Origin of the sequence: Sphingomonas sp., from assembly GCF_025362505.1 — a bacterium.
Classification (GTDB): Bacteria; Pseudomonadota; Alphaproteobacteria; order Sphingomonadales; family Sphingomonadaceae; genus Sphingomicrobium.
This window is the reverse complement of the sequence record NZ_JANYGG010000082.1, coordinates 1-21,171: the sequence shown is the minus strand read 5'-3', so window position 1 is coordinate 21,171 and position 21,171 is coordinate 1. Positions and strand designations below refer to the sequence as shown.

Annotated in this window: 23 protein-coding genes and 2 riboswitches; of the genes, 17 read left to right on the top strand and 6 right to left on the bottom strand. The window is 65.8% G+C overall.

Annotated features, from left to right (window positions below; translation table 11 throughout):
• Positions 1-12: 12 nt before the first annotated feature.
• The 3 genes from gcvH to Q0R27_RS08370 all read right to left on the bottom strand — a co-directional run bounded on the left by gcvH (position 13) and on the right by Q0R27_RS08370 (position 2,510).
• Entirely contained in the window at positions 13-384 is a 372-nt protein-coding gene (gene gcvH, locus Q0R27_RS08380) for a glycine cleavage system protein GcvH (RefSeq protein ID WP_293943287.1), read from the bottom strand.
• Positions 381-1,511 carry a glycine cleavage system aminomethyltransferase GcvT gene (gcvT, locus tag Q0R27_RS08375; RefSeq protein WP_293943285.1) on the bottom strand — a complete coding sequence of 377 codons (1,131 nt, stop codon included), beginning with the start codon at positions 1,509-1,511 and terminating at the stop codon, positions 381-383. Before gcvT ends, gcvH begins: the two co-directional genes overlap by 4 nt.
• 55 nt (positions 1,512-1,566) lie before the next feature.
• Positions 1,567-1,665: riboswitch (glycine riboswitch) on the bottom strand.
• A 1-nt stretch (position 1,666) separates the two neighbouring features.
• Positions 1,667-1,771, bottom strand: a riboswitch (glycine riboswitch).
• An 82-nt stretch (positions 1,772-1,853) separates the two neighbouring features.
• Positions 1,854-2,510, bottom strand: a complete 657-nt coding sequence (locus tag Q0R27_RS08370) for a hypothetical protein (protein WP_293943283.1) — start codon at positions 2,508-2,510, stop codon at positions 1,854-1,856.
• 97 nt (positions 2,511-2,607) lie between these two features.
• On the opposite strand from Q0R27_RS08370, the gene ispH reads away from it, so the two are divergent.
• Positions 2,608-3,564 (top strand): 4-hydroxy-3-methylbut-2-enyl diphosphate reductase, encoded by a 957-nt coding sequence (ispH, locus tag Q0R27_RS08365; protein WP_293943312.1) that lies wholly within the window; start codon positions 2,608-2,610, stop codon positions 3,562-3,564.
• 15 nt (positions 3,565-3,579) lie between these two features.
• Positions 3,580-4,056: a ribonuclease HI gene (rnhA, locus tag Q0R27_RS08360; protein WP_293943281.1), complete on the top strand. Its 477-nt coding sequence runs from the start codon at positions 3,580-3,582 to the stop codon at positions 4,054-4,056.
• Here the strand turns inward: rnhA and Q0R27_RS08355 are convergent.
• The gene (locus Q0R27_RS08355) at positions 4,026-5,135 is read right to left on the bottom strand and encodes an FAD-dependent oxidoreductase (RefSeq protein ID WP_293943279.1); all 1,110 of its coding nucleotides are present in this window, start codon (positions 5,133-5,135) and stop codon (positions 4,026-4,028) included. The genes rnhA and Q0R27_RS08355 overlap by 31 nt on opposite strands.
• Positions 5,136-5,183: 48 nt before the next feature.
• On the opposite strand from Q0R27_RS08355, the gene Q0R27_RS08350 reads away from it, so the two are divergent.
• The 8 genes from Q0R27_RS08350 (at position 5,184) to Q0R27_RS08315 (ending at position 12,689) form a co-directional block, all read left to right on the top strand.
• On the top strand, positions 5,184-5,657 hold the full coding sequence (locus Q0R27_RS08350) for a prepilin peptidase (protein ID WP_293943277.1): 474 nt from the start codon (positions 5,184-5,186) through the stop codon (positions 5,655-5,657).
• Between the two features lie 45 nt (positions 5,658-5,702).
• Positions 5,703-6,722 (top strand): Flp pilus assembly protein CpaB, encoded by a 1,020-nt coding sequence (gene cpaB, locus Q0R27_RS08345; protein WP_293943275.1) that lies wholly within the window; start codon positions 5,703-5,705, stop codon positions 6,720-6,722.
• A gap of 1 nt (position 6,723) precedes the next feature.
• Entirely contained in the window at positions 6,724-8,172 is a 1,449-nt protein-coding gene (locus Q0R27_RS08340) for a type II and III secretion system protein family protein (RefSeq protein WP_293943273.1), read from the top strand.
• A 23-nt stretch (positions 8,173-8,195) separates the two neighbouring features.
• Positions 8,196-8,834 carry a CpaD family pilus assembly lipoprotein gene (locus Q0R27_RS08335; RefSeq protein WP_293943271.1) on the top strand — a complete coding sequence of 213 codons (639 nt, stop codon included), beginning with the start codon at positions 8,196-8,198 and terminating at the stop codon, positions 8,832-8,834.
• Positions 8,835-8,837: 3 nt separating this feature from the next.
• On the top strand, positions 8,838-10,109 hold the full coding sequence (locus Q0R27_RS08330) for a pilus assembly protein CpaE (RefSeq protein ID WP_293943269.1): 1,272 nt from the start codon (positions 8,838-8,840) through the stop codon (positions 10,107-10,109).
• 70 nt (positions 10,110-10,179) lie between these two features.
• Complete coding sequence (locus Q0R27_RS08325) at positions 10,180-11,151, top strand: type II secretion system F family protein (RefSeq protein ID WP_293943267.1); 972 nt, start codon at positions 10,180-10,182, stop codon at positions 11,149-11,151.
• Between the two features lie 14 nt (positions 11,152-11,165).
• On the top strand, positions 11,166-12,158 hold the full coding sequence (locus tag Q0R27_RS08320; protein WP_293943265.1) for a type II secretion system F family protein: 993 nt from the start codon (positions 11,166-11,168) through the stop codon (positions 12,156-12,158).
• Between the two features lie 201 nt (positions 12,159-12,359).
• Positions 12,360-12,689, top strand: coding sequence for a hypothetical protein (locus Q0R27_RS08315; protein ID WP_293943263.1), 330 nt, complete (start codon positions 12,360-12,362; stop codon positions 12,687-12,689).
• 35 nt (positions 12,690-12,724) lie between these two features.
• Here the strand turns inward: Q0R27_RS08315 and glyS are convergent, their stop codons facing one another.
• Positions 12,725-14,863 (bottom strand): glycine--tRNA ligase subunit beta, encoded by a 2,139-nt coding sequence (gene glyS / locus Q0R27_RS08310; RefSeq protein WP_293943261.1) that lies wholly within the window; start codon positions 14,861-14,863, stop codon positions 12,725-12,727.
• Positions 14,860-15,726 (bottom strand): glycine--tRNA ligase subunit alpha, encoded by an 867-nt coding sequence (locus Q0R27_RS08305; protein WP_293943258.1) that lies wholly within the window; start codon positions 15,724-15,726, stop codon positions 14,860-14,862. The genes glyS and Q0R27_RS08305 overlap by 4 nt, the downstream gene beginning before the upstream one ends.
• A 110-nt stretch (positions 15,727-15,836) precedes the next feature.
• On the opposite strand from Q0R27_RS08305, the gene Q0R27_RS08300 reads away from it, so the two are divergent.
• The 7 genes from Q0R27_RS08300 to Q0R27_RS08270 all read left to right on the top strand — a co-directional run.
• Entirely contained in the window at positions 15,837-16,739 is a 903-nt protein-coding gene (locus tag Q0R27_RS08300) for a TraB/GumN family protein (RefSeq protein ID WP_293943256.1), read from the top strand.
• Positions 16,740-16,840: 101 nt separating this feature from the next.
• Positions 16,841-17,500, top strand: coding sequence for a 50S ribosomal protein L25/general stress protein Ctc (locus Q0R27_RS08295; protein WP_293943254.1), 660 nt, complete (start codon positions 16,841-16,843; stop codon positions 17,498-17,500).
• 68 nt (positions 17,501-17,568) lie between these two features.
• Positions 17,569-18,138, top strand: a complete 570-nt coding sequence (gene pth, locus Q0R27_RS08290) for an aminoacyl-tRNA hydrolase (RefSeq protein WP_293943252.1) — start codon at positions 17,569-17,571, stop codon at positions 18,136-18,138.
• 187 nt (positions 18,139-18,325) lie between these two features.
• Complete coding sequence (locus tag Q0R27_RS08285) at positions 18,326-18,880, top strand: PepSY domain-containing protein (RefSeq protein ID WP_293943250.1); 555 nt, start codon at positions 18,326-18,328, stop codon at positions 18,878-18,880.
• Positions 18,877-20,130: a hypothetical protein gene (locus Q0R27_RS08280; RefSeq protein WP_293943248.1), complete on the top strand. Its 1,254-nt coding sequence runs from the start codon at positions 18,877-18,879 to the stop codon at positions 20,128-20,130. The genes Q0R27_RS08285 and Q0R27_RS08280 overlap by 4 nt, the downstream gene beginning before the upstream one ends.
• Before the next feature lie 330 nt (positions 20,131-20,460).
• Positions 20,461-21,060, top strand: coding sequence for a TIGR02466 family protein (locus tag Q0R27_RS08275; RefSeq protein WP_293943246.1), 600 nt, complete (start codon positions 20,461-20,463; stop codon positions 21,058-21,060).
• Positions 21,061-21,106: 46 nt separating this feature from the next.
• Positions 21,107-21,171: GTPase (locus Q0R27_RS08270; RefSeq protein WP_233406096.1), on the top strand; the 65-nt coding region annotated here is incomplete at its 3' end.

The following is a 21,171-nucleotide window of genomic DNA, read 5'->3' as shown; positions in this document are numbered from 1 at the left end:
AAATCCTCGATCTCAGAGCGTCGCGCACCAGTCGCGATAGGCGGCCTCGTCCATCATCCCGTCGACCTCGCTCGGGTCCGCCAGCCTGAGCTTGAAGAACCAGCCCTCGCCTTGCGGATCGCGGTTGACGAGCGCCGGGTCGTCGCCGAGCGCGGCATTGCCCTCGATCACCTCGCCGCCGACCGGCGCGTAAATATCGCTCGCCGCCTTGACCGATTCGACCACCGCCGCCTCGTCGCCCTTGGCCAGCGTCTTGCCCGGCTCGGGCACTTCGGCGAACACGATGTCGCCAAGCGCGGCCTGGGCGTGGTCCGAAATGCCGACGGTCGCGGTGTCGCCCTCGACCCGAATCCATTCATGGTCGCGAGTGAAATAGAGGCTCATGCTGATGCTCCCTGAGCTGGTTTGCGGTGATAGCGATGGGCCACGAACGGCATCGCCGCGACCGTCGCCGGGAAAAGTTTGCCGCGCTGCTCGAGCGTGATCGTGGTGCCGGGCTCGGCCAGCGCGGTGGCGACATAGGCCATGCCGATCGGCCGCTCGAGGCTCGGCGAGAAGCCGCCCGACGTCACCCGCCCGACCTCGTTACCTTCGCCGTCGAGCACTCGCGCGCCCTCACGCACCGGCTGGCGCCCCTCCAACGTGAAGCCGACCCGGCGCAGCGGCGCGCCGTGCTCCATTTCGGCGAGGATCCGGTCGGCACCGGCAAAGCCACGCTCGGCCCGGCGACGCCTGCCGATCGCGAACTCGAGCCCCGCCGTCACCGGCGTCGTTTCGCGATCGAGGTCGTGCCCGTACAGCGGCAACCCCGCCTCGAGTCGCAGCGAATCGCGCGCACCGAGCCCGATCGGCCTGACCCGCTCGTCGGCGCAAAAAAGGTCGGCGACCTCGGCTACGACGTTGGCCGCGATCGAAATCTCGAAACCGTCCTCACCGGTATAGCCCGATCGGCTGATCCACGCGGCATGGCCGCTGAGGCGAAACGCCCCGCCCTGCATGAACGCAAGCTCGCTCACCCCCGGCGCGATTGGCTCGAGCACCGTCGCCGCCTCGGGCCCCTGCAGCGCGAGCAGGGCCTGCTCCTTCATATGATCGACGATAATCCCGCGCGGCAACCGCCGCTCGAACTCCTGGATGTCGCTCGCCTTGGTCGCGCCATTGACGACGACGTAGAAATCCTCGCCGCGCCGCGTCGCCATCAAATCGTCGACGATCCCGCCAGCCTCGTCGAGCAGCATCGAATAGCGCAGCCGCCCGTCTTTCAGCAGCCTGAATTCGCCCGGCAGCAGCCCCTCGAGCGCCGCATCGACCCCGCGCCCGTGCATGATCAGCTGCCCCATGTGGCTGACGTCGAACAGCCCGGCATGGGCGCGCGTCCAAAGATGCTCGGCGATGATCCCGTCGTACTGGACCGGCATCGCATAGCCCGCGAACGGCACCATCCGTGCACCGCGCGCGCGGTGCCAGTCGTCGAGCGGAAGCGTCTTCACGATGTCGGTGATGTCATTCACGGCAATCTCCAGCGGGTCCGCAGCGATGCTAACGCACCGCCGGCAAATCGGACCCCCTTCTGTCACCGTGACCTGAGAGCTTTCCCCCGGATTTGTGCCCGGAGTTACCCCTTCGGTGGCCCCCGCCAAACGAGCGAGGACTCTTTCCAGAATGTCAGGCGCGCGCGGTCCTTCAGCCTGAGAGATTCCGGGGGCGGTTGCTCCTTCGGCGTCCCGCGCTCCTTAGAAAAGGAACGCGAAAACTCTCCCGCGCGGCCTCCCGATGCAAGCACCGGAGACAATGCAACCTTTGGCTGCGGGCATGAGCCGAGTCAACGCCGATTGCTCGGCGCGAGCGTGAAATCAGCGCGTCGCGTTGTAGCGCAGCTGGGCTTCGGTCAGCTGGAAGCCGAGCAACTGCTCGAACGTCGCCTTCGCCACCGCCGAGCGAATCTCGGGCTTCGACATCGGGTCGATCGCCGCTTCGATTTCGCCGGCCTTGCGCTGGCGGGTGAGCTCCTTGGTGATCGCGGCGGGCAGCGTCGCCGCCGCCTTCGACACGCGCACGGTCGACTGGCCGCGAGTCTGCGCCCGCATCGATCCGGCGGCGAAATCGAGTGCTACCCCGCTGATGTTCTTGGCAACGACATCGCTCCCGCCCTGCATCACCGTGTCGAAATAGGGCAGCACGACCTGGCGCGCCGCCGTCGGGTCGCGCCGTGTCGCGACGACGTCGAAGCTCGCAACCGAAGTCACCGTCGTGCCATCGTCGGTGCAGCTCGCGCGAACATTGGTCATCGTTGCGACCACGTCGATCGCTCGCGCGTCGGTGCTGCCGACCGGGTCGAACAGCGTCACGTCACCGGTCCCTGCGACGATCCCGACCAGCGGGCAGGCCGAACGCGTGACGTAGACGCCGCCATCGGCAATCTGGCCCTTGCGCGAGCACCCCCCCAGCAGCGCCGCGGAAGCCAGCAGGACGATCAGGGCGGTACGGCGAGCATTCACATGGCCAGTCACAGGGGCGTTCCTTCGGGCGGGCGGCGCGAAGCCGCTGATTGCGCGTCGTCATAGGAAGCGCCTTGGCTGGCTGCAAGCAATCGCTTACATGCTCGCCATGTCCTCCTCTACCTCCGAGCGCCCGCCGCTTCACCTGCTGATCGCTGCCCCGCGCGGTTTCTGCGCCGGCGTCGACCGCGCCATCAAGATTGTCGAACTGGCGATCGAGCAGCACGGCGCGCCAGTCTATGTCCGCCACGAAATCGTCCACAACCGGTTCGTCGTCGACCGGCTCGCGGGGATGGGCGCGGTGTTCGTCGCCGAACTCGATGCCGTCCCCGACGGCCGCCCGGTGGTCTTCTCGGCGCACGGCGTGCCCAAGTCGGTCACCGCCGCCGCCGAGGACCGCGGCCTCGCCTATCTCGACGCGACCTGCCCGCTGGTGAGCAAGGTCCACCGCCAGGCACAGCGGCTGATCGACGCCGACCGGCACATCCTCTTCATCGGCCACGCCGGCCATCCCGAGGTGATCGGCACCTTCGGCCAGGTTCCGTCGGGTACGATGAGCCTGGTCGAATCGGTCGACGACGTCGCCGAACTGACCGTCCCAGACGAGCATAATCTCGCCTTCCTGACCCAGACGACGCTGTCGGTCGACGACACCGCCGAGATCGTCGCCGCGCTTCAGGCGCGCTTCCCGGCGATCAGGGCCCCGCGTGGCGAAGACATTTGTTACGCCACCTCGAACCGCCAGGCGGCGGTCAAGGAAATCGCGCGGAGGTGCGACCGCATGCTCGTGATCGGCGCGCCCAACAGCTCCAACTCGCTGCGCCTGGGCGAAGTCGCCGAGCGGCTCGGCACCCCCGCCCGATTGATCCAGCGGGCAACCGACATCGACTGGGACTGGCTCGGCACGCCGGCGACACTCGGCCTCACCGCTGGCGCCTCGGCCCCCGAAGTGCTGGTGCGCGAAGTAATCGACGCGCTGGCGCAGCGCTTCGCCGTGCGCGAAGAGGAAATCGCCCACGTGAAGGAAGACATGATCTTCAAGCTGCCGCGCGAGCTTGTCGCCTAAGTGAGCGATCAGGTCATGGCTGGACTATCGGCAGAACTTCCGGTCGTCGAGATATTCACCGACGGTTCGTGCCGCGGCAACCCCGGCCCGGGCGGTTGGGGCGTGCTGATTCGCGCGGGTGTGCGCGAGAAGGAACTGTCGGGCGGCGAACCGCTCACCACCAACAACCGCATGGAGTTGCTCGCCGCGATCGAGGGACTCAATGCGCTGACGAAGCCGTGCCGCGTCACGCTCGTCACCGACAGCGTCTACGTCCGTGACGGGATCACCAAGTGGATCCACGGCTGGCGTCGCAACGGCTGGCGCACGGCCGACCGGAAACCGGTCAAGAACGCCGAGCTATGGCAGGCACTGTGCACCGCCGCCGAGCCGCACCGCGTCGAATGGAAGTGGGTCAAGGGCCACAGCGGCCATATCGAAAACGACCGGGTCGACCTGCTCGCCTGTGCCGCGGCGGACGCTCAGCGCGGGCTGAAGCGCGCCGGGCTGTAGGCCGCCGGATCGATCTTCGCGACCATCGGATCGGGAGCCTCAGCCAGCAACACCGCCGCCGCCAGCTTCGCCGCCGCCGGCGCGGTCTGGATGCCGAACCCCCCCTGGCCCGCGAACCAGAAAAAGCCCGGTACCGCGATGTCGAAACCGAACACCGGCAACCGATCGGGCGCGAAGCTGCGCAGGCCCGCCCAGCTCCGTTCGACCGCCTCGACCGGCCAGTCGACCGCACGTTCGAACCGGTCGATCGCCACCGCGATGTCGATTTCCTCGGGCTGCGCGTCGCACGGGCCGCTGGCGATTTCGTCGTGCGGGCTGATCCACACGCTGCGCTCGCCCTCGCCCTTGAAGTAGAACGACCCGCCCGCGTCGATCACCTGCGGCAGCCGCGCGATCCCGCTTCGCCCGACACGCAGCTGGACCATCGTCCGCCGCTTGGGCGCGATTCCAATCGGCGCCACCCCGGCGATCTCGGCGACCTGATCGGCCCACGCGCCGGCTGCATCGACCAGGATCGCGGCTTCGATCTCGCCGCCGTCCTCAAGCCTCACCCGCCATGAATCGCCCGACCAGATCGCCGCCACCATCCGCGCATTGGTGCGCACCACCCCCCCGCGCCGCCTGAACTGGCGCAGGTAAGCGGCATGGAGGCCCGCGACGTCAATGTCGGCACAGCCGGGCTCGGCTCGCGCCTGGACCCAGCGCGAATCGATCCCCGGGACCGCCGCCTCGAGCTCGGCACGGCTCATCGGCACTGTTTTGACCACGGCCGCAATCCCCGCGAACGCATCCGCCCGCCCGCTCTGATCGACATGGACCGCACCGCGCGGGCTCAGGAATCCCTCGTCGGCGAAATCCGCCGGTGGCCGGCTCAGGAAATCATGTGACGCGGTCGACAGCGGCGCGACCCCCGCGCCGCCGTAACTCTCCAGCCAGAAGGCCGCCGAGCGCCCGGTCGAGTGCATCCCCGGATGCTCCTCCGCCTCGATCAGCAAAGTTCGTCTTACGCGCGCCACCTCGGCGCCGAGGCTTGCCCCGGCGATCCCGCCGCCGACGATCACGATGTCGAATCTATCCATCTTTGGCCCGGTTACGGTTTGGAAAGGCCCGCCGTCTAGGGGAGGGCCATGAACAATCTCGTCTTTACCGACTTGCTCACCGCCGTGCTTGCGTTGCTGCTGCTGGTCGCGGCGGTGGTCGACATCCGCACCTTCACCATCTCGAACAAGCTGGTGATCGTCGTCGCGCTGCTCGCCCCGCTCTACTGGTGGGCGAGCGGCCTGCCGTTGTGGCCCGACGCGGCGATTCGCGTCGCGATCGCGGTCGGCGTGTTCACCGCCCTCGCCGCGACCTTCTATCTCGGCATGATGGGCGGCGGCGACGTCAAGCTCGCCGCGGCGCTGGTGCTATGGTTTCCGCCGAGCGCCACCCTGTTCTTCCTCGTGATGATGTCGATCGCCGGCGGCGCGCTGACGCTGGTCGTGCTCATCGCCCACAAGATTCGGCGCCGCGAGGGGCGCCCCGAGATCCCCTACGGGGTCGCGATCGCTTTCGGCGGCTTATGGTTAGTCGCCCAACGGTTTCTTAACCATTTTGCCTGATGTTTGAGTGGATTGAGGTAACCCTCTAGGGGAGGCGTAATCGCCATGGACGTGAAGAAAGTTGCGCTGCTCATCGGAGCGCTGCTCATTGCGGTGGTCACCGCAGTGATGGCCAAGAACATGTTCACCGGGGCCGGCGCGAGCCAGGCCGCAGCGGCTCCCGCCGTGCCGATGGGCCCCAAGGTTCTGGTGGCGCGCAAGCCGCTGCCGGTCGGCTCGATGATCGAGCCCGACAGCCTCACCTATCAGGCGTGGCCCAAGGAACTCCTCCAGGGCGCTTACTACACCCAAGGCACGACCGACAGCGATCCCCAGAAGATGGTCGGCATGGTCGTCCGCAATCCGGTTACCGCCGGCCAGCCGCTGACCCGCGGCTCGCTCGTCGGCCCGCAGGATCGTGGCTTCCTCGCCGCGGCGCTCGGGCCGGGGATGCGCGCCGTCACCGTGCCCGTCACCCAGACCAGCGGCGTCGCCGGCTTCGTCTTCCCGGGCGACCGGGTCGACATGGTCCTGACCCAGGCGGTCGAGGGCGGTGGCGATGGCCCCCCGCTCAAGGTTTCCGAGACAATCGTCCGCAACCTCCGCGTTCTCGCCACCGACCAGGCGATGGACCAGGTCAAGGACAAGGAGGGCAAAATCACGGTCCACCCGTCGACCACCGTCACGCTCGAAGCTACACCGCGCATAGCCGAGAAGATCGCCGTGTCCCAGTCGATGGGCCAGCTGTCGCTTGCGCTGCGCTCGATCGCCGACAACACCGCCGAGCTCGAGCGCGCCGTCGCCACGGGCCAGGTCAAGGTCCCGGCCGGCACCAATCCGGCACAGGAGCGGCAGATACTGCTCGCCGTCGCCAACCAGCCGATGGACTCGAACACCACCTTCACCACCGGCGGCGACGTGTCGCGCTTCCAGCGCCGCACCGTTCCGCAAAAGCCGAGCGCGGCTGTCGGGCAGTCAGGTCAGGCGATGGCCGGCCAATCGCTCGGCACCGAAGCGCCGGTCGGCCCGGTAGTCCGCGTGTCGCGCGGCAATACTGTCACCGTTGTTCCTGTGGGGGCTCGTTAAGATGAACAGCTATCGTAACACGCGTCAGCCGCGCCTGGGCACCGCCCTCGTCGCACTGGCCATCGGCTTCGGCACCATCGTCGTCGCCAGCCCCGCCGCCGCGCAGCCCCAGGCCGCGCGCCCGTCGGAAACGATCAACCTCAGCAAGGGCACCGGCAATATCATCCGCCTGTCCGCGCCGATGTCTGACGTGTTCGTCGCCAACGATACCATCGCCGATGTGCAGGTTCGCTCGTCGACCCAGCTCTACATCTTCGGCAAGAGTGCCGGCGAGACGACCGTCTATGCGACCGACAAGTCGGGCCGGGTGGTCTATGCCGCCAACGTCCGCGTCGGCAACAACACCGGTTCGGTCGACGAGATGCTGCGCCTGGCGATGCCCGACGCCAACATCCAGGCGACCCCGATGAATAACCTCGTGTTGCTCACTGGCACGGTCGCGTCGCCCAGCGATGTCGCCGAAGCCCAGCGCCTGGTCCAGGCCTATGTCGGCGAAGGGTCGCAGGTCGTCAGCCGGCTGCGCTCGGCGACCCCGCTGCAAGTCACGCTCAAGGTCAAGATCGCCGAGGTCAACCGCTCGCTGCTCAAGCAGATCGGCGTCAACCTCCTCACCAGCGATTCGACCGGTGGGTTTAACTTTGGCATCGGCCAGGGTGGCCTGATCAATCCGGTGACCGGCAAGGTCGGCATCCCGAGTTCGGGCACGGTCCTGCGCGGTGCCGGCAAATTGTTCGGTCTCGACATCCTCGGCGCCCTTCAGCTGTCCGAAGGCGATGGCCTGGTCACCACGCTGGCCGAGCCGACGCTGACCGCGCTGTCGGGCGAAACCGCCAGCTTCCTCGCCGGTGGCGAATTCCCGATCCCGGTGAGCCAGTCGCTCAACGCGATCACGATCGAATACAAGCAATATGGTGTCGGCCTCGCCTTCACCCCGATCGTGCTCGCCGACGGACGCATCTCGATGCGCATCCGCCCGGAAGTCAGCGAATTGTCGAACGAAGGATCGATCAGCCTCAACGGTTACGCGGTCCCGGCGCTCACCACTCGCCGGGCAGAAACGACGGTCGAGCTCGGCTCGGGCCAAAGCTTCATGATCGCCGGCCTGCTGCGCAACTCGAACACCAACAATGTCGACAAGGCGCCGTTCCTCGGCGACCTGCCGATCCTTGGCGCGCTGTTCCGCTCGACCAAATATCGCCGCTCGGAAACCGAGCTGGTCATCATCGTCACGCCGTACCTGGTGCGGCCGGTGTCGACCCAGCTCGCGGCGCCGACCGACGGCTACCGCGCCCCGACCGACGGCCAGCTCAACTGGGAAGGCCAGACGTTCGACGGCCAGTCGGGCCCGCGCGCGTCGCTCCAGTCGCCGCGACCGGGGATGAGCGTTCCAGTCGCGGGGGCCTCGGCCGCCGGCGCAATCGCTGCCCCAACGCCCGGCTTCAAGCTGTGATCCGGCCAAGGAAGGACAAGACCATGCGTAACACCCTCCTGATCCTCGTCGCGGCAACCAGCCTCGCCGGCTGCGGCACCGTGGCCCCGCGTACCGATGCCGCCCGCGGTCTCGATGCGATCAATGTCCCGGTCGTCAGCCGTCAGGATTTCGCGTTCGACGCCGCGGCGCCCGACGGCGACCTCGCCGAGGTCGAAGCCGCCCGTCTCGACGGCTGGTTCCGCGGTCTCGACCTTGGCTACGGCGACTCCGTCTATGTCGAGGGACCGTACAGCGGCGCTGCGCGCGCCAATGTCGCCCGGATCGCCGGCCGCTATGGCCTGCTCGTCGCCGAGGGCGGCCCGGTGCTTCCGGGCATGATCGCTCCCGGTGCGGTGCGGATCGTCGTCAGCCGGACCCGCGCCACTGTGCCGAACTGCCCCAACTGGAGCGAGCCGGCACAGCCCAACTACAACAACCACAGCATGTCCAACTTCGGTTGCGGCGTGAACAGCAACCTCGCCGCGATGGTCGCCAACCCCGAGGACCTGGTCCACGGGCGCGAAGGCAGCGGCCTCAGCGACTCGCGCACCTCGACCAAGGCAGTCGACAGCTACCGCGCTGCGCCGCCGACCGGGACCAAGGGCCTGCTAGACATCACCACCTCGAAGAAGGGCAACTGATCCATGAACGCTCCCTTCCACGCTCGCGCAGGGTCGCGCGATCCGTTCACCGCCTTCGTCTGCGACGACGCCACGGCCGACATGCTGCGCCCGGTCGCGGTCGAGCACGGCTGGTCGCCGGAAAAGGTCAACAAGGGCGGATTGCGCAATGCGGTCCAGTCGCTGTCGGTCTCGGCCAGTCCGAACATCCTGTTCGTCGACCTGTCCGAATCGGGCGACCCGCTCAATGACATCAACGCGCTCGCCGAAGTGTGCGAGCCGGGCACGATCGTCATTGCCTCGGGCCATGTCAACGATGTCCGCCTTTACCGCGACCTCGTCGCCAGCGGCATCCACGACTATCTGCTGAAACCCTTCACGGTCGACCAGCTGCGCGACACCTTCGCCCATGCCCAGTCGATCCTGTCGGGGCCGCGCGGCGAAGCGCAGGTCGACAAGCCCCACGTCATGACCGCCGTGATCGGCGTGCGCGGCGGGGTCGGCGCGTCGACGCTGGCGACCAGCCTTGCCTGGCTGCTCGGCGAAAAGGCGCATCGCTCGACCGCGCTGCTCGATCTCGACGTTCACTTCGGCACCGGCGCACTGGCGCTCGACCTCGAACCGGGCCGCGGCCTGACCGACGCGATCGAGAACCCCAGCCGCATCGACGGGCTGTTCATCGAACGCGCCATGGTTCGCGCCAACGAACGGCTCTCGGTGCTCTCCGCCGAAGCCCCGATCAATACGCCGCTGATCACCGACGGCACCGCCTTCTTCCAGCTCCAGGAAGAAATGCGCAACGCCTTCGAATCGACCGTCATCGACCTGCCGCGCCAGATGCTGATCCAGTATCCGCACATGGTCCATGACGCGCATGTCGCCGTGGTCGTCGCCGAGCTTACCCTGGCCGCGACGCGCGACACGATCCGCATCCTCGCCTGGCTGAAATCGAACGCGCCGCAGACCAAGGTCATCGTCGTCGCCAACGGCGTACCGTCGGGTGGCGCGCTCGAAATCAGCAAGAAGGATTTCGAGCAATCGATCGAGCGTAGCATCGACATCGTCTTCCCGGAGGACGGCAAGCTCGCCGCTCAGGCCGCGAAGCTCGGCAAGCCGATGGCCGAAGTCGCCAACGGCAAGATGGCCGCGCCCTTTACGCAACTGTCGAACATGGTGCTGAGCCATGCCAGCGAGGATGGCGCCGCAGCCGAGACCAAGACTGCCGCCAAGGCTGGCGCGGCAAAGGGCTCGATGATGAACAATCTGAAGTCGATGCTCGCCAAGAAGGCGGCGTGATGCACCGGGCCGGGGACGCAGCGGGCTTGCCCGCGCGGCCCCTCGCCCCTCAGGACGGGACGGCGGGACGATGATGTTGATCATATTGCTTGCGATCGGGGTCGGGGGAATGCTCCTCCTGCTCGTCAGCGCATTCAAGGGTCCGTCGGCGACGAAGACGGTCAAGCGTCGCCTGGAGCTCCTCAAGGAGCGTCATGTCGACGGCGTCCTCGCGGCCAGCGCCAACGCCCAGATCCGCAAACTGCTGCAGGCGCGCGAGAACCGCGTCGAAAGCTTCGCGTCGAGCCTGATCCCCCGGCCGGCACAGCTGCGCAAGCGGCTCGAGCAGACCGGCAAAGACATCAATCTCGGCAAATACGCCCTCATTTCGATGGGCATCTGGCTGTTCATCGCCTCTGCGGCACTGCTGAAGGGCGCGCCCTGGTATCTTGCCATTGTGGTCGCGGCGTTCGTCGCATTGGGCATCCCCCACTGGGTGATCGGCCGGATGATCAAGAAGCGGCTCGCCAAGTTCAACGGCAATTTCCCTGACGCGATCGAGTTGATGGTCCGCGGCCTGCGCTCGGGCCTGCCGATCACCGAGACGCTCGGCATCGTCGCCGCTGAAATCGGTGGCCCGGTCGGGATCGAATTCCGGTCGGTCAGCGACAAGATGAAAATCGGCCGGACGATGGAGGTCGCCCTCCAGGAAACCGCCGACCGCATGGGGACGCCCGAATTCCAGTTCTTCGTGATCACCCTGGCGATCCAGCGCGAGACCGGCGGTAACCTCGCCGAAACGCTCTCCAACCTCGCCGACGTGCTCCGCAAGCGCGCCCAGATGAAGCTCAAGATCCGCGCGATGAGTTCCGAATCCAAGGCGTCCGCGATGATCGTCGGCTCGCTGCCGTTCATCGTCTTCACCCTCGTCTACATCATGAACCCGACCTACATGGGCAAGTTCTTCATCGACCAGCGCCTGATCGTCGCGGGGATCGGCGGCATGGTCTGGATGGGCACGGGCGTGCTCATCATGGCCAAGATGGTCAACTTCGAGATTTAATGGGGACGATGACGATGGATTCCGCTGTTCACCCGACCCTGCTTGGTTTCGACGTCATCTGGGTGGCGACGATCCTCAGCGCCGTCGCGACGATGGCGGTGCTGACCGCGATCTACGCCGCGACCACTGTCAAGGACCCGATGGCGCGCCGGGTGAAGGCGCTCAACGAACGGCGCGAGCAGCTCAAGGCGGGCATCGTCGCCTCGACCAACAAGCGCAAGAAGCTGACCAACAAGAACCAGGCGGCGGACACGGTGCGCGGCATCTTGTCCAGCTTCAAGATGCTGCAGGACGACCAGATCCAGAAGGCCCAGATCCGCCTGATGCAGGCCGGTATCCGTACCAAGGACCTTGCCTTCTTCATCATTTTCGCGCGCTTCGTCTTGCCGGTGGTGCTCGGCGGCGCGGCGATCATCGCGGTTTATGTCTTTCACGCCTTCCCGCAGTGGGGCTGGTTCAAGCATTACGCGCTCGTCGCCGGCACGCTGCTGCTGAGCTACAAGGCGCCCGACATCTGGCTTAAGAACAAGGTCACCAAGCGCAGCCACGCGATCCGCAAGGGCTTGCCGGACGCGCTCGACCTGCTCGTCATCTGCGCCGAGGCCGGCCTGACGGTCGACGCCGCGTTCAACCGCGTCGCCAAGGAACTCGGCAAGGCCTATCCCGAACTCGGCGACGAATTCGGCCTGACCGCGATCGAACTGGGCTTCCTCAACGAGCGTCGCCAGGCGTTCGAGAATTTCGCCACCCGCGTCGATCTGGAAGCGGTGCGCGGCGTCGTCACGACGATGATCCAGACCGAGAAATATGGCACCCCGCTCGCCTCGGCGCTGCGCGTGCTGTCGGCCGAATTCCGCAACGACCGCATGATGCGCGCCGAGGAAAAGGCCGCCCGCCTGCCCGCGATCATGACCATCCCGCTGATCCTGTTCATCCTGCCGACGCTGTTCGTCGTCATCCTTGGACCGGCCGCCTGTTCGATCAACGACAGCTTCATCAATGGCTAGCGTTTGGGGCTGATGCCCCGCGAGGGGGTCGCCCGAAGCGTCACCGAGCCGCCGCTCCCTCACCCGAGGGGGCGGCGGTTTTCGTTTTGTTGCGGGCCAAAACTCGTTTCGGGCCAAAAACTTGTTTCGGGCCAAAATTCGTTTCGGGAACGCTTCGGCTCGGCGCGCGCTTAAGCTCCACCACATCAAGGGGTCCGTGCCATGCTAAGCTTCACCAGCGACCAATGGGTGATCGTCGCCCTCATCTTCGTGCTCGGCCTGTTGGTCGGCGCCTTCCTCGCCTCGGGCGGCGGGCGCAAGTGGAAGCAGCGCTACAACGCCGAGGTCGCGCGCCGCCATGACCTCGAGCAAGTTCATGCGACACGCGAGAAGGACTGGCGCGAACAGGACAGCCTGCGCGCCGCCGCGCTCAAAAATCCCGCCCGCGACCCGATCGCCGAAGACCGCCGCGACCCGCTGGTCAGCGATCGCCGCGACATTCCGGTGGTCGACCGCAACGACGACGGCGTGATCGACGACCGAGACCGGTAGAAGAACCCGCCCCTCCCGCCGGAGCGGGAGGGGGCCTACCCCTCGATCTTCGAGAAATCCGCTACCCGGTGAACCGCATCGCGGAACCGGGCGAGCAGGTTCAACCTTCGCTCGCGGATAGCGGGATCGGGATCATTGACCGTAACCCCCTCGAAAAACGCATCGATCGGCGCGCGCAGCGAAGCCAGCGCCGCCATCGCCCCGGTAAAATCCTCCGCCTCGATAGCGGTCACAACGCGAGGCTCGGCCCCGTCGAGCGCCGCAACGAGCACTGTCTCCTCAGCGGGCACACTTCCCTCTCCCCTTGCGGGAGAGGGCGACTCGCCGGAGGCGAGCGGGGAGAGGGGCTTCTTCAAAATATTCGCCGCGCGTTTGTAACCGGCGTGAAGATCGGTGCCGTCGGGCGTTTCGATGAAGGATTGAAGCGCGGTCACGCGGGCAAGCAGACGAACAAGATCATCCTCCCCACCAAGCGCAAACACCGCGTCGATCAGGTCGTGACGGACGCCGGCCTCGCGCTGCTGGACTTTCAGGCGGTCGCCCAGAAAGTTCAACAATTGCAGTCCGGGTGGACCAGCTACGCTTAATTTCGACTTTGGTAACAATGCCCGCGTAACTGCTTGGGCGAGTGACAAACGCAAATCATTGTTGATAATCAATGTTATGACACCAATCGCCGCCCGCCGGAGCGCATATGGATCGCGCGAGCCCGTCGGAGCTTCATCAATGTCGAAGAACTTGGTCAACGTATCCAGCTTATCCGCCAAGCTCACCGCCACCGTCACCGGCGCCGTCGGCACTTCATCCCCCCGCCCGACCGGCTTATAATGATCGCGGATCGCGTCGCTGACCGCCTTCTTCTCCCCCTGCGCCGCCGCCAGATAGCCGCCGATCACGCCCTGTAGTTCGGGAAACTCACCCACCATCCCGGTGACCAGGTCCGCCTTGCACAGCTCGGCGGCGCGCCGCGCATCCGCCGGCGAAGCGCCCTTCACAATCCCTTCGGTGACGAGCCATTCGGCCAGCTTCGCCACCCGCTCAACCTTGTCGGCAACCGTGCCCAGCTTCTCGTGAAACACGATTCCCGACAGCTTCTTCGCCTGTTCCTCCAATGGAACCTTGACGTCCTGCTCCCAGAAAAATCGCGCATCGCTCAATCGCGCCGCGAGCACCCGCCGATTGCCCTCGACAATCGCCTTGCCGCCGTCGTTCGCGGCGATATTCGCGATGCACACGAACGCCGGCGCCAGCGCCCCCTCTTCCCCGCGCATCACGAAATATTTCTGGTTGGTCCGCGCGGTCAGCTGGATCACCTCGGGCGGCACGTCGAGATAATCGGCGTCGAACGTCCCAAGCAACGGCACCGGCCACTCGGTCAGCCCGGCATTCTCGACTACCAACCCCTCGTCTTCGACCAGCGCATAGCCCGCCGCCTCGGCCGCCGCCTTCGCTCCTTTGCGAATGATCGCCTCGCGCTCCTCATGATCGACGATCACATGGCACGCGCGCAATTTCTCGGCATAGTCCGACGCCCCGCCGATGGTGATCGGCCCGGGATGGTGAAAGCGATGCCCAAAGGTTGAAGGTAAGCTAGTAACCCCAGCTTCCCCTTGTTTGACATCACTCACATAGCCGTCTTTGTTTATATAGAGGTTGGCAAACCCGTCTAATTCTATGCCGAAATGTTCGGACCCGTAAAATGCCAGTACGTTGTGGAGTGGGCGAATCCACCTCAACGATTCAGTTGACTTAGACTCTTGACCCCATCGCATCGACTTCGGCCATGGAAAATTAAGAACGATGCTTGCCACGGCTACCTTGAGCACCGAGATGGCCGATTGCCCCGGCCTGTCGATCACCGCGAACCAGACCCCGTCGCGCTCTTCCAGCTGCTCGCGCGCCAACCCGGTCTTGCGCAAGAACCCCTCGAGCGCCTGAGGCGGAGCGCTGGACCGAGGCCCCTTAACCTCCTCGCGCACCGCCAGCGTCTCGCCCGGCACATCCCGAGCAATCAGGACCAGCCGCCGCGGCGTTGACCATGTCGTCACCCCGCCATGCGCCAGCCCCGCCTTGGCCAACGCCTCGGCGAACATCCGCGCCAGGTCGTTCCGCGCCCGCGCCTGCATCCGCGCCGGAATCTCCTCCGACAGCAGCTCGAGCAGGAAATCGCTCACGCCGCCCACCCCTTGGCGTCCATCCACGACGCACAAGCGCCCTTCGCCAGGTCGCGGACCCGGCCCATATACGCCTGCCGCTCGGCGACCGAGATCACCCCGCGCGCCTGCAGCGTGTTGAAGATATGGCTCGCCTTGATCGCCTGCTCATAAGCGGCGATCGGCAGCTTCGCGGTCAGGCAATTCTCCGCCTCCGCCGTCGCCTTCCTGAACAGGTCGAACAGCGCCTCGGTATTCGCGACCTCGAAATGATACGTCGACATCTGCTTCTCATTGTCGAGAAACACCTCGCCGTAAGTCACGCCCGCGTCGTTGAAGCGCAGGTCGAACACATTATCGACCCCCTGGATATACATTGCCAGCCGCTCGAGCCCGTAGGTCAACTCCCCCGCCACCGGCTTGCAGTCGTACCCGCCGACCTGCTGGAAGTAAGTGAACTGCGTCACTTCCATCCCGTCGCACCACACTTCCCAGCCGAGCCCCCACGCGCCCAGCGTCGGACTCTCCCAATCATCCTCGACGAAGCGAATGTCATGTTTCAGCGGATCGATCCCGATCGCGTCCAATGATCCCAAGTACATCGCCTGCAGGTCCGCCGGGCTCGGCTTCAGCATCACCTGATACTGATAATAAGCCCCGAGCCGATTGGGGTTCTCGCCATAGCGCCCGTCGGTCGGCCGCCGGCACGGCTGCACATAGGCGCATTTCCACGGATCGGGGCCGAGCGCGCGCAGCACCGTCGCCGGGTGGAACGTCCCCGCCCCGACCTCGAGGTCGTACGGCTGCAGGATCAAACACCCGCGCTCGCTCCAGTAATGGTGCAGCGTGAGGATCAGGTCCTGGAACGAAAGCGGCGCGGTCATGGCGGCGGCTTTGGCTCATGACGTAGCGGTCGGCAAGAGGATGGGGGCAAGTGGACGTTCAGGAGTGGCGTGCCTACATCGTGCGTCAAAGCTTGTCCGAAGGAAGTCCGATGCGCGTGATGAACTGGATGAAGCGTGGCCTCGCCGCGCTCGGCATGGCCGCGGCCGCAAGCTGCGCCTCCGCGCCGCAAACCGCGTCCGACGTCGCCCGCCCCGCGCTGTGGCGCGTGTCCGATCCCGACACCAGCATCTACCTGTTCGGCACGTTCCACCTCCTGCCGCAGGATTATCGCTGGCAGACCCCGGCAATCAACGACGCGGTGGCGAAGTCGGGTCAGCTCTATGTCGAGACGATCATCGACGACAAGCATCCCGAAAAGCTCGCCGCCGAACTCGGCCGCCTCGGGTTCGCCGACAATCTCCCGCCGCTCGCCAACCGCATCGACCCGGCGCTGCGCCCGCAGCTGGCCACCGCGATCAAGGCGACCGGCATCCCCGCCGGATATTTCGACAAGATGAAGACCTGGGCCGCCGCCTTCACGCTGGTCGGCACCCAGTTCAAGGCGCTCGGCCTCAAGGGCTCGGCCGGGGTCGAGCCAGCGCTGCGCCAGAGCTTCGAAACCGCCGGCAAGCCGATCGGCCAGCTCGAAACCAATTCCGAGCAGCTGGGCTTCTTCAATAACCTCTCGCAGCCCGCCCAGCGCGTCTTTCTCGAAGGCGCCATCTCCGAACCCGACAAGATGCGCACCGAGTTCGCCGCGATGCTCAAAAGCTGGTCGTCGGGCGACGTCGCCGGAATCGCGAGCAGCTTCAACGCCGACCTCGCCGACAGCCCCGAGCTGAAAGACGCCCTCCTCGGCCGCCGCAACGCCAACTGGACCCGCTGGATCGAACAACGGATGGCGCAGCCCGGCACGGTCATGGTCGCGGTCGGCGCGGGCCACCTTGCCGGCGACGAATCCGTCATCCGCATGCTGGAAACGCAAGGCTACAAGGTCAGCCGCATCCAGTAACCTTGAACTTTGCGCGCCCTTTCGCTAAAGGCGCGGTCGCCCACCGAACACCATCCCTGGAGGCGTCGGGGCGGGCGTAAAACGAACACGAGGTAACACCAATGAGCGAACAGCTGACGCTGCCCGCCGAGCAACGCGAACGGGCTGGCAAGGGAGCCTCCCGTGCACTGCGTCGCGATGGCCGGGTCCCCGCCGTAATCTATGGCGACAAGAAGGAAGCCCTGTCCGTCCACGTCGAGGAAAAGCTCCTCACCAGGATGCTCTCGACCGGCCACTTCATGAACACCGTCGTGATGATCGACGCCGGCGGCACCCCGCACCGCACGCTCCCCAAGGACGTGCAGTTCCACCCGGTCTCGAGCCGCCCGATCCACGTCGATTTCCTGCGCATCGGCGAGCATAGCCAGGTCCACGTCAACGTCCCCGTCCACTTCATCGACGAGGAACTGTCGCCGGGCATCAAGCGCGGCGGCGTGCTCAACCTGGTCCGTCACGACCTCGAGCTGGTCTGCGACGCGGCCGAAATCCCCGAGCAGATCGAGATCAGCCTGAAGGGCCTCGACGTCGGCGATTCGATCCATATCTCGAACGTCACCCTGCCCAAGGGCGCCAAGCCGGCGATCGACGACCGCGACTTCACCATCGCCACGATCGTCGCCCCGTCGGCGCTCAAGTCCGAGGCAGCCGACAGCGACGAAGCTCCGTCGGCGAGCGAAGTCCCCGTGGTCGGTGAAGAAACCGACGAAGCCGAAGAGGCGTAGTTGCAATCCCCTCCCCCTCGGGGGAGGGGACGACTCAGCGAAGCTGAGCGAGGGGTGGGGAGCCAAGAGTGCAAATCTGGGCCGGCCTCGGCAATCCCGGCGCGAGCTACGCGCTTCACCGCCACAATGTCGGCTTCATGGTCGCCGACGCCATTGCCGCGATCCACGACTTCGGCCCGTGGCAAAAGAAATTCCGCAGCCTGATCAGCGAAGGCCGCCTTGGCGGGGCTCGCATCCTGCTGCTCAAGCCGCAGACCTTCATGAACGACAGCGGCGACGCGGTTCAACAGGCGCTGAACTTCTTCAAGCTCGACGTCGCCGCCCTCACCGCGATCCACGACGAGCTCGATCTCTTGCCGATGAAGGTCAAAGTCCGCACCGGCGGCGGCCTCGCCGGGCACAACGGCCTGCGCTCGATCGACGCCAGCCTCGGCCCCGACTTTCGCCGCCTGCGCATCGGCATCGGCCACCCCGGCGACAAGGCGCGCGTCACCGGCCACGTGCTCGGCAACTATGCCAAGAGCGAAATGGAGCCGCTGAGCGACCTCCTCGCCGCCATCGCCAACGAAGCCGACGCGCTGGCGGAAGGCGACGACGTCCGCTTCATGAACGATGTCGCGTTGAGGATGCAGGGGTAATCCCTCCCGACGGAGCGGGCTGGGTATGGTGGAAGCATTTGAAATAACCATTGTTGACCACATCTTCCTGGTCCGGCCGGTTATGACGGGGGGAAGCACAAAGCAGACGGCGGTCATCGTTTTGTGCAACATGTCTTGCGTTACAGCAACGGAACATCGCGTGCCCCCATCGACAAGAAAAACTCGGTTGACCCCGCGCCAATTTCATCGCTGGCTGGGGATCGGTGCTGCATTGCTCTTCCTGCTGGTGTCGGTCACGGGCGTCGCGCTTCAATATCAGCAAATCTTTGGTCCTGAGGAAGCGGCGAAGGAGGCCGCAGCGTCGATCGTGTCGCCACTTTCGCTCGCCAAGCCCACCGGCCTCGACCCGCTCGCGCTCGACCGTGCGCGCACGACGCTACTCGCACGATATGGCAATCGCCCGGTGGCGGGGGTGGACTGGCAGATCAAGGCTCCGACGCCGGCGTTCGTGTTTCACCTCGACGGGGCCGATCCGCGCAAGGTGGCGGTGGGCGTGGCGAACGCTGCGATCCTGTCCGACGAGCCCGATGGCGAGGATTGGTTGGTCCGGCTCCATTCGGGCGAGATCATCGGCGACGGCGGCAAGTTCCTTGGCCTGCTGTGGGGGCTTGGGCTGGTCGCAATGACGCTGACCGGCGTGTGGGTGTACATCAAGATGTATCGCGCTCGTCAGAAGGGGTCGGCATCGCGACTAACCGGCTGGCGACGGTATTTCTGGTGAGAGTAGCCCTGCCCGCCGTGCTTGCGGCGTTGATCGTCACTACACCCGTGAGCGCGCAGACCACCGGCACCGCGGGCGACGCCACCCCGGCACCCGAGGTTGCACCCCCGACCCGGCAGGGCCTCTATTTCAAGCCGGATGCGGGGATCGTCTATCAGTCCGAAGACTTTCGCTTGACCGCATGGGGGTTCGCCGAGCGACTGATCGACCCCGATCGACCCGATAGTTTCCGGCGGGTCCGGCAGGGCGCGGAGATAGACTTGCCGCGCATCAGCAACCACCTTCGTATCGCCGGTGTCTATGAGATCGACCTGACGGACACGAACGCCTTCGGGATCAACCCCGGGCCTGCCGGCCCCCTCAACAGCCACGACTTCGAGAACCTGTTTGTGGCGGTACAGGACGCCGACGACCCTGCCACGTTCCGGCTCTTGTTCGGGCACAATACGAGCATCCTGTCGCGCGACGATAATCTGTCGTCGGGCAATCTGCCCACTATCAACCGTTCGCTGATCCTTGAGGAACACGGCTCGACCAACACCTTCGGCGCGCAGCTTGGCGTCCAGGTGCAGAAAATGCTGTCACCCAAGGTAACGCTGCTCGGCTCGATCGGCGACAACCGGGGCGGCCTCAATGCGCAAAAGGTCAACTTCTCGTTCGGTCGCGCTGTCGCCGCAAAGATCGTGCTGACCCCGATCAGCGACGACAAGGGCGGGCGCAAGCTGACGGTGGGCTTCGCGATCGATCGCACGACCGGCATCCGCGACCGCACATTCACCTTGGCGACCGCCCTTGCGCTCGCACCGATCGGCGGCGTCGCCGCGACCGGTACCAAGACCAGCGGCGAGGCCGATATGGCCTATACCTTCCCGATCGCTGGCCACCCGGCGACGATGGAGGCCGAGGGCATCTACTCGCGTTTTTCGCAAAGCAGGAGCGATGTCTATGGTGGCTACGTCATGGGGCAGGTGTCGCTGTTCGACGCTCCCGGAACGGGCGACCTCGACTTGTTCGCGCGCTACGACGTCGTCAGTCTCGGGGCGGACCAGATCGAGCGGCGTGCGACCCAGCGGGCAATCCGCATCGGCTTCAACTATAACCTGCCCTACGCCAACAAGCTCGCGAGCCTTCACCTCGAATATGGCCAAAGCACGGTCGCGGGACCGGACGCAATTGTCACCGACCGCCGCAGCGCGGATGAGGTGCGTCTCGGGATCAGGGTCAGCTTACAGCAATATGTCCGGCACTGAGCGGTCATCGTGGTCGGATTGTTGGAGTAATAATCGGGCGAACTGGCGCGTTCGGATTCGGACCCATGCTGAAGACGATGATCGCGCGCCGACGGTCTCTGGTGCAGGAGTTGCTGGATAGCTCAGCTGCTGATTTTCCTGTCCTACAGCGCAGCATTTATGCTTGGGTTGCCCGATGCTCTCGCAACCCATCTTCCGCCGAAAATCAGGCGCGGCCGCCTCGACAAAGGTCACTCTAAAAGTCACACCCCGAAAAACGCGCCACACTGTCCACACTGTCCAAACAGCGCGAACATCGCCCTCTGACTGGCCAGCAATCGGTCACCGCAAATGACCAGTCGCGCCCTCTTCCCGACGCTGCTTTACGAAGCCGATCTCGGCGACGAACCCCTCCTCGCCGACCTCGCTCACTCGATCCGCAGCCTCGCGCAGGACGACGCCGCCGGTCGCCGCTGGAGCCGGGATCACGGCTATAAGGGCTACACCAGCTACGCCTCGCTCGCCGACCTCCCCCGCCGCGACCCGGCCTTCGCCGACCTCGCCAAACTCCTCGTCAAGCACGCCGCCACCTTCGCCGCCGATCTCGCCTTCGACCTCCCGCGCAAGCCGAAGCTCGACAGCCTGTGGGTCAATCTGTTGAAAAGCGGTGGACAGCATAGTGGGCACATCCACCCCCACTCGATCCTCTCGGGCACGCTCTATGTCGAGGTCCCCGCCAACGCCGGCGCGATCCGCTTCGAGGACCCCCGCCTCGCCAGCCAAATGGCCGCGCCTGCGCGCCGCGCCGACGCCCCCGACGACCGCCGCGCGTTCGTCACCGTCACCCCCCGCCCCGGCCAGCTCCTGCTGTGGGAAAGCTACCTGCGCCACGAAGTCCTCCCGGGCACGGCGAAGGCCGACCGCCTCAGCATCAGCTTCAATTTCGCCTGAGCCCCGTGTAGGGCCGCGCCAACTCCTTCTTACCTGAAAGCGAACCATGGGCTTCAAATGCGGCATCGTCGGCCTGCCCAACGTCGGCAAGTCGACCCTCTTCAACGCGCT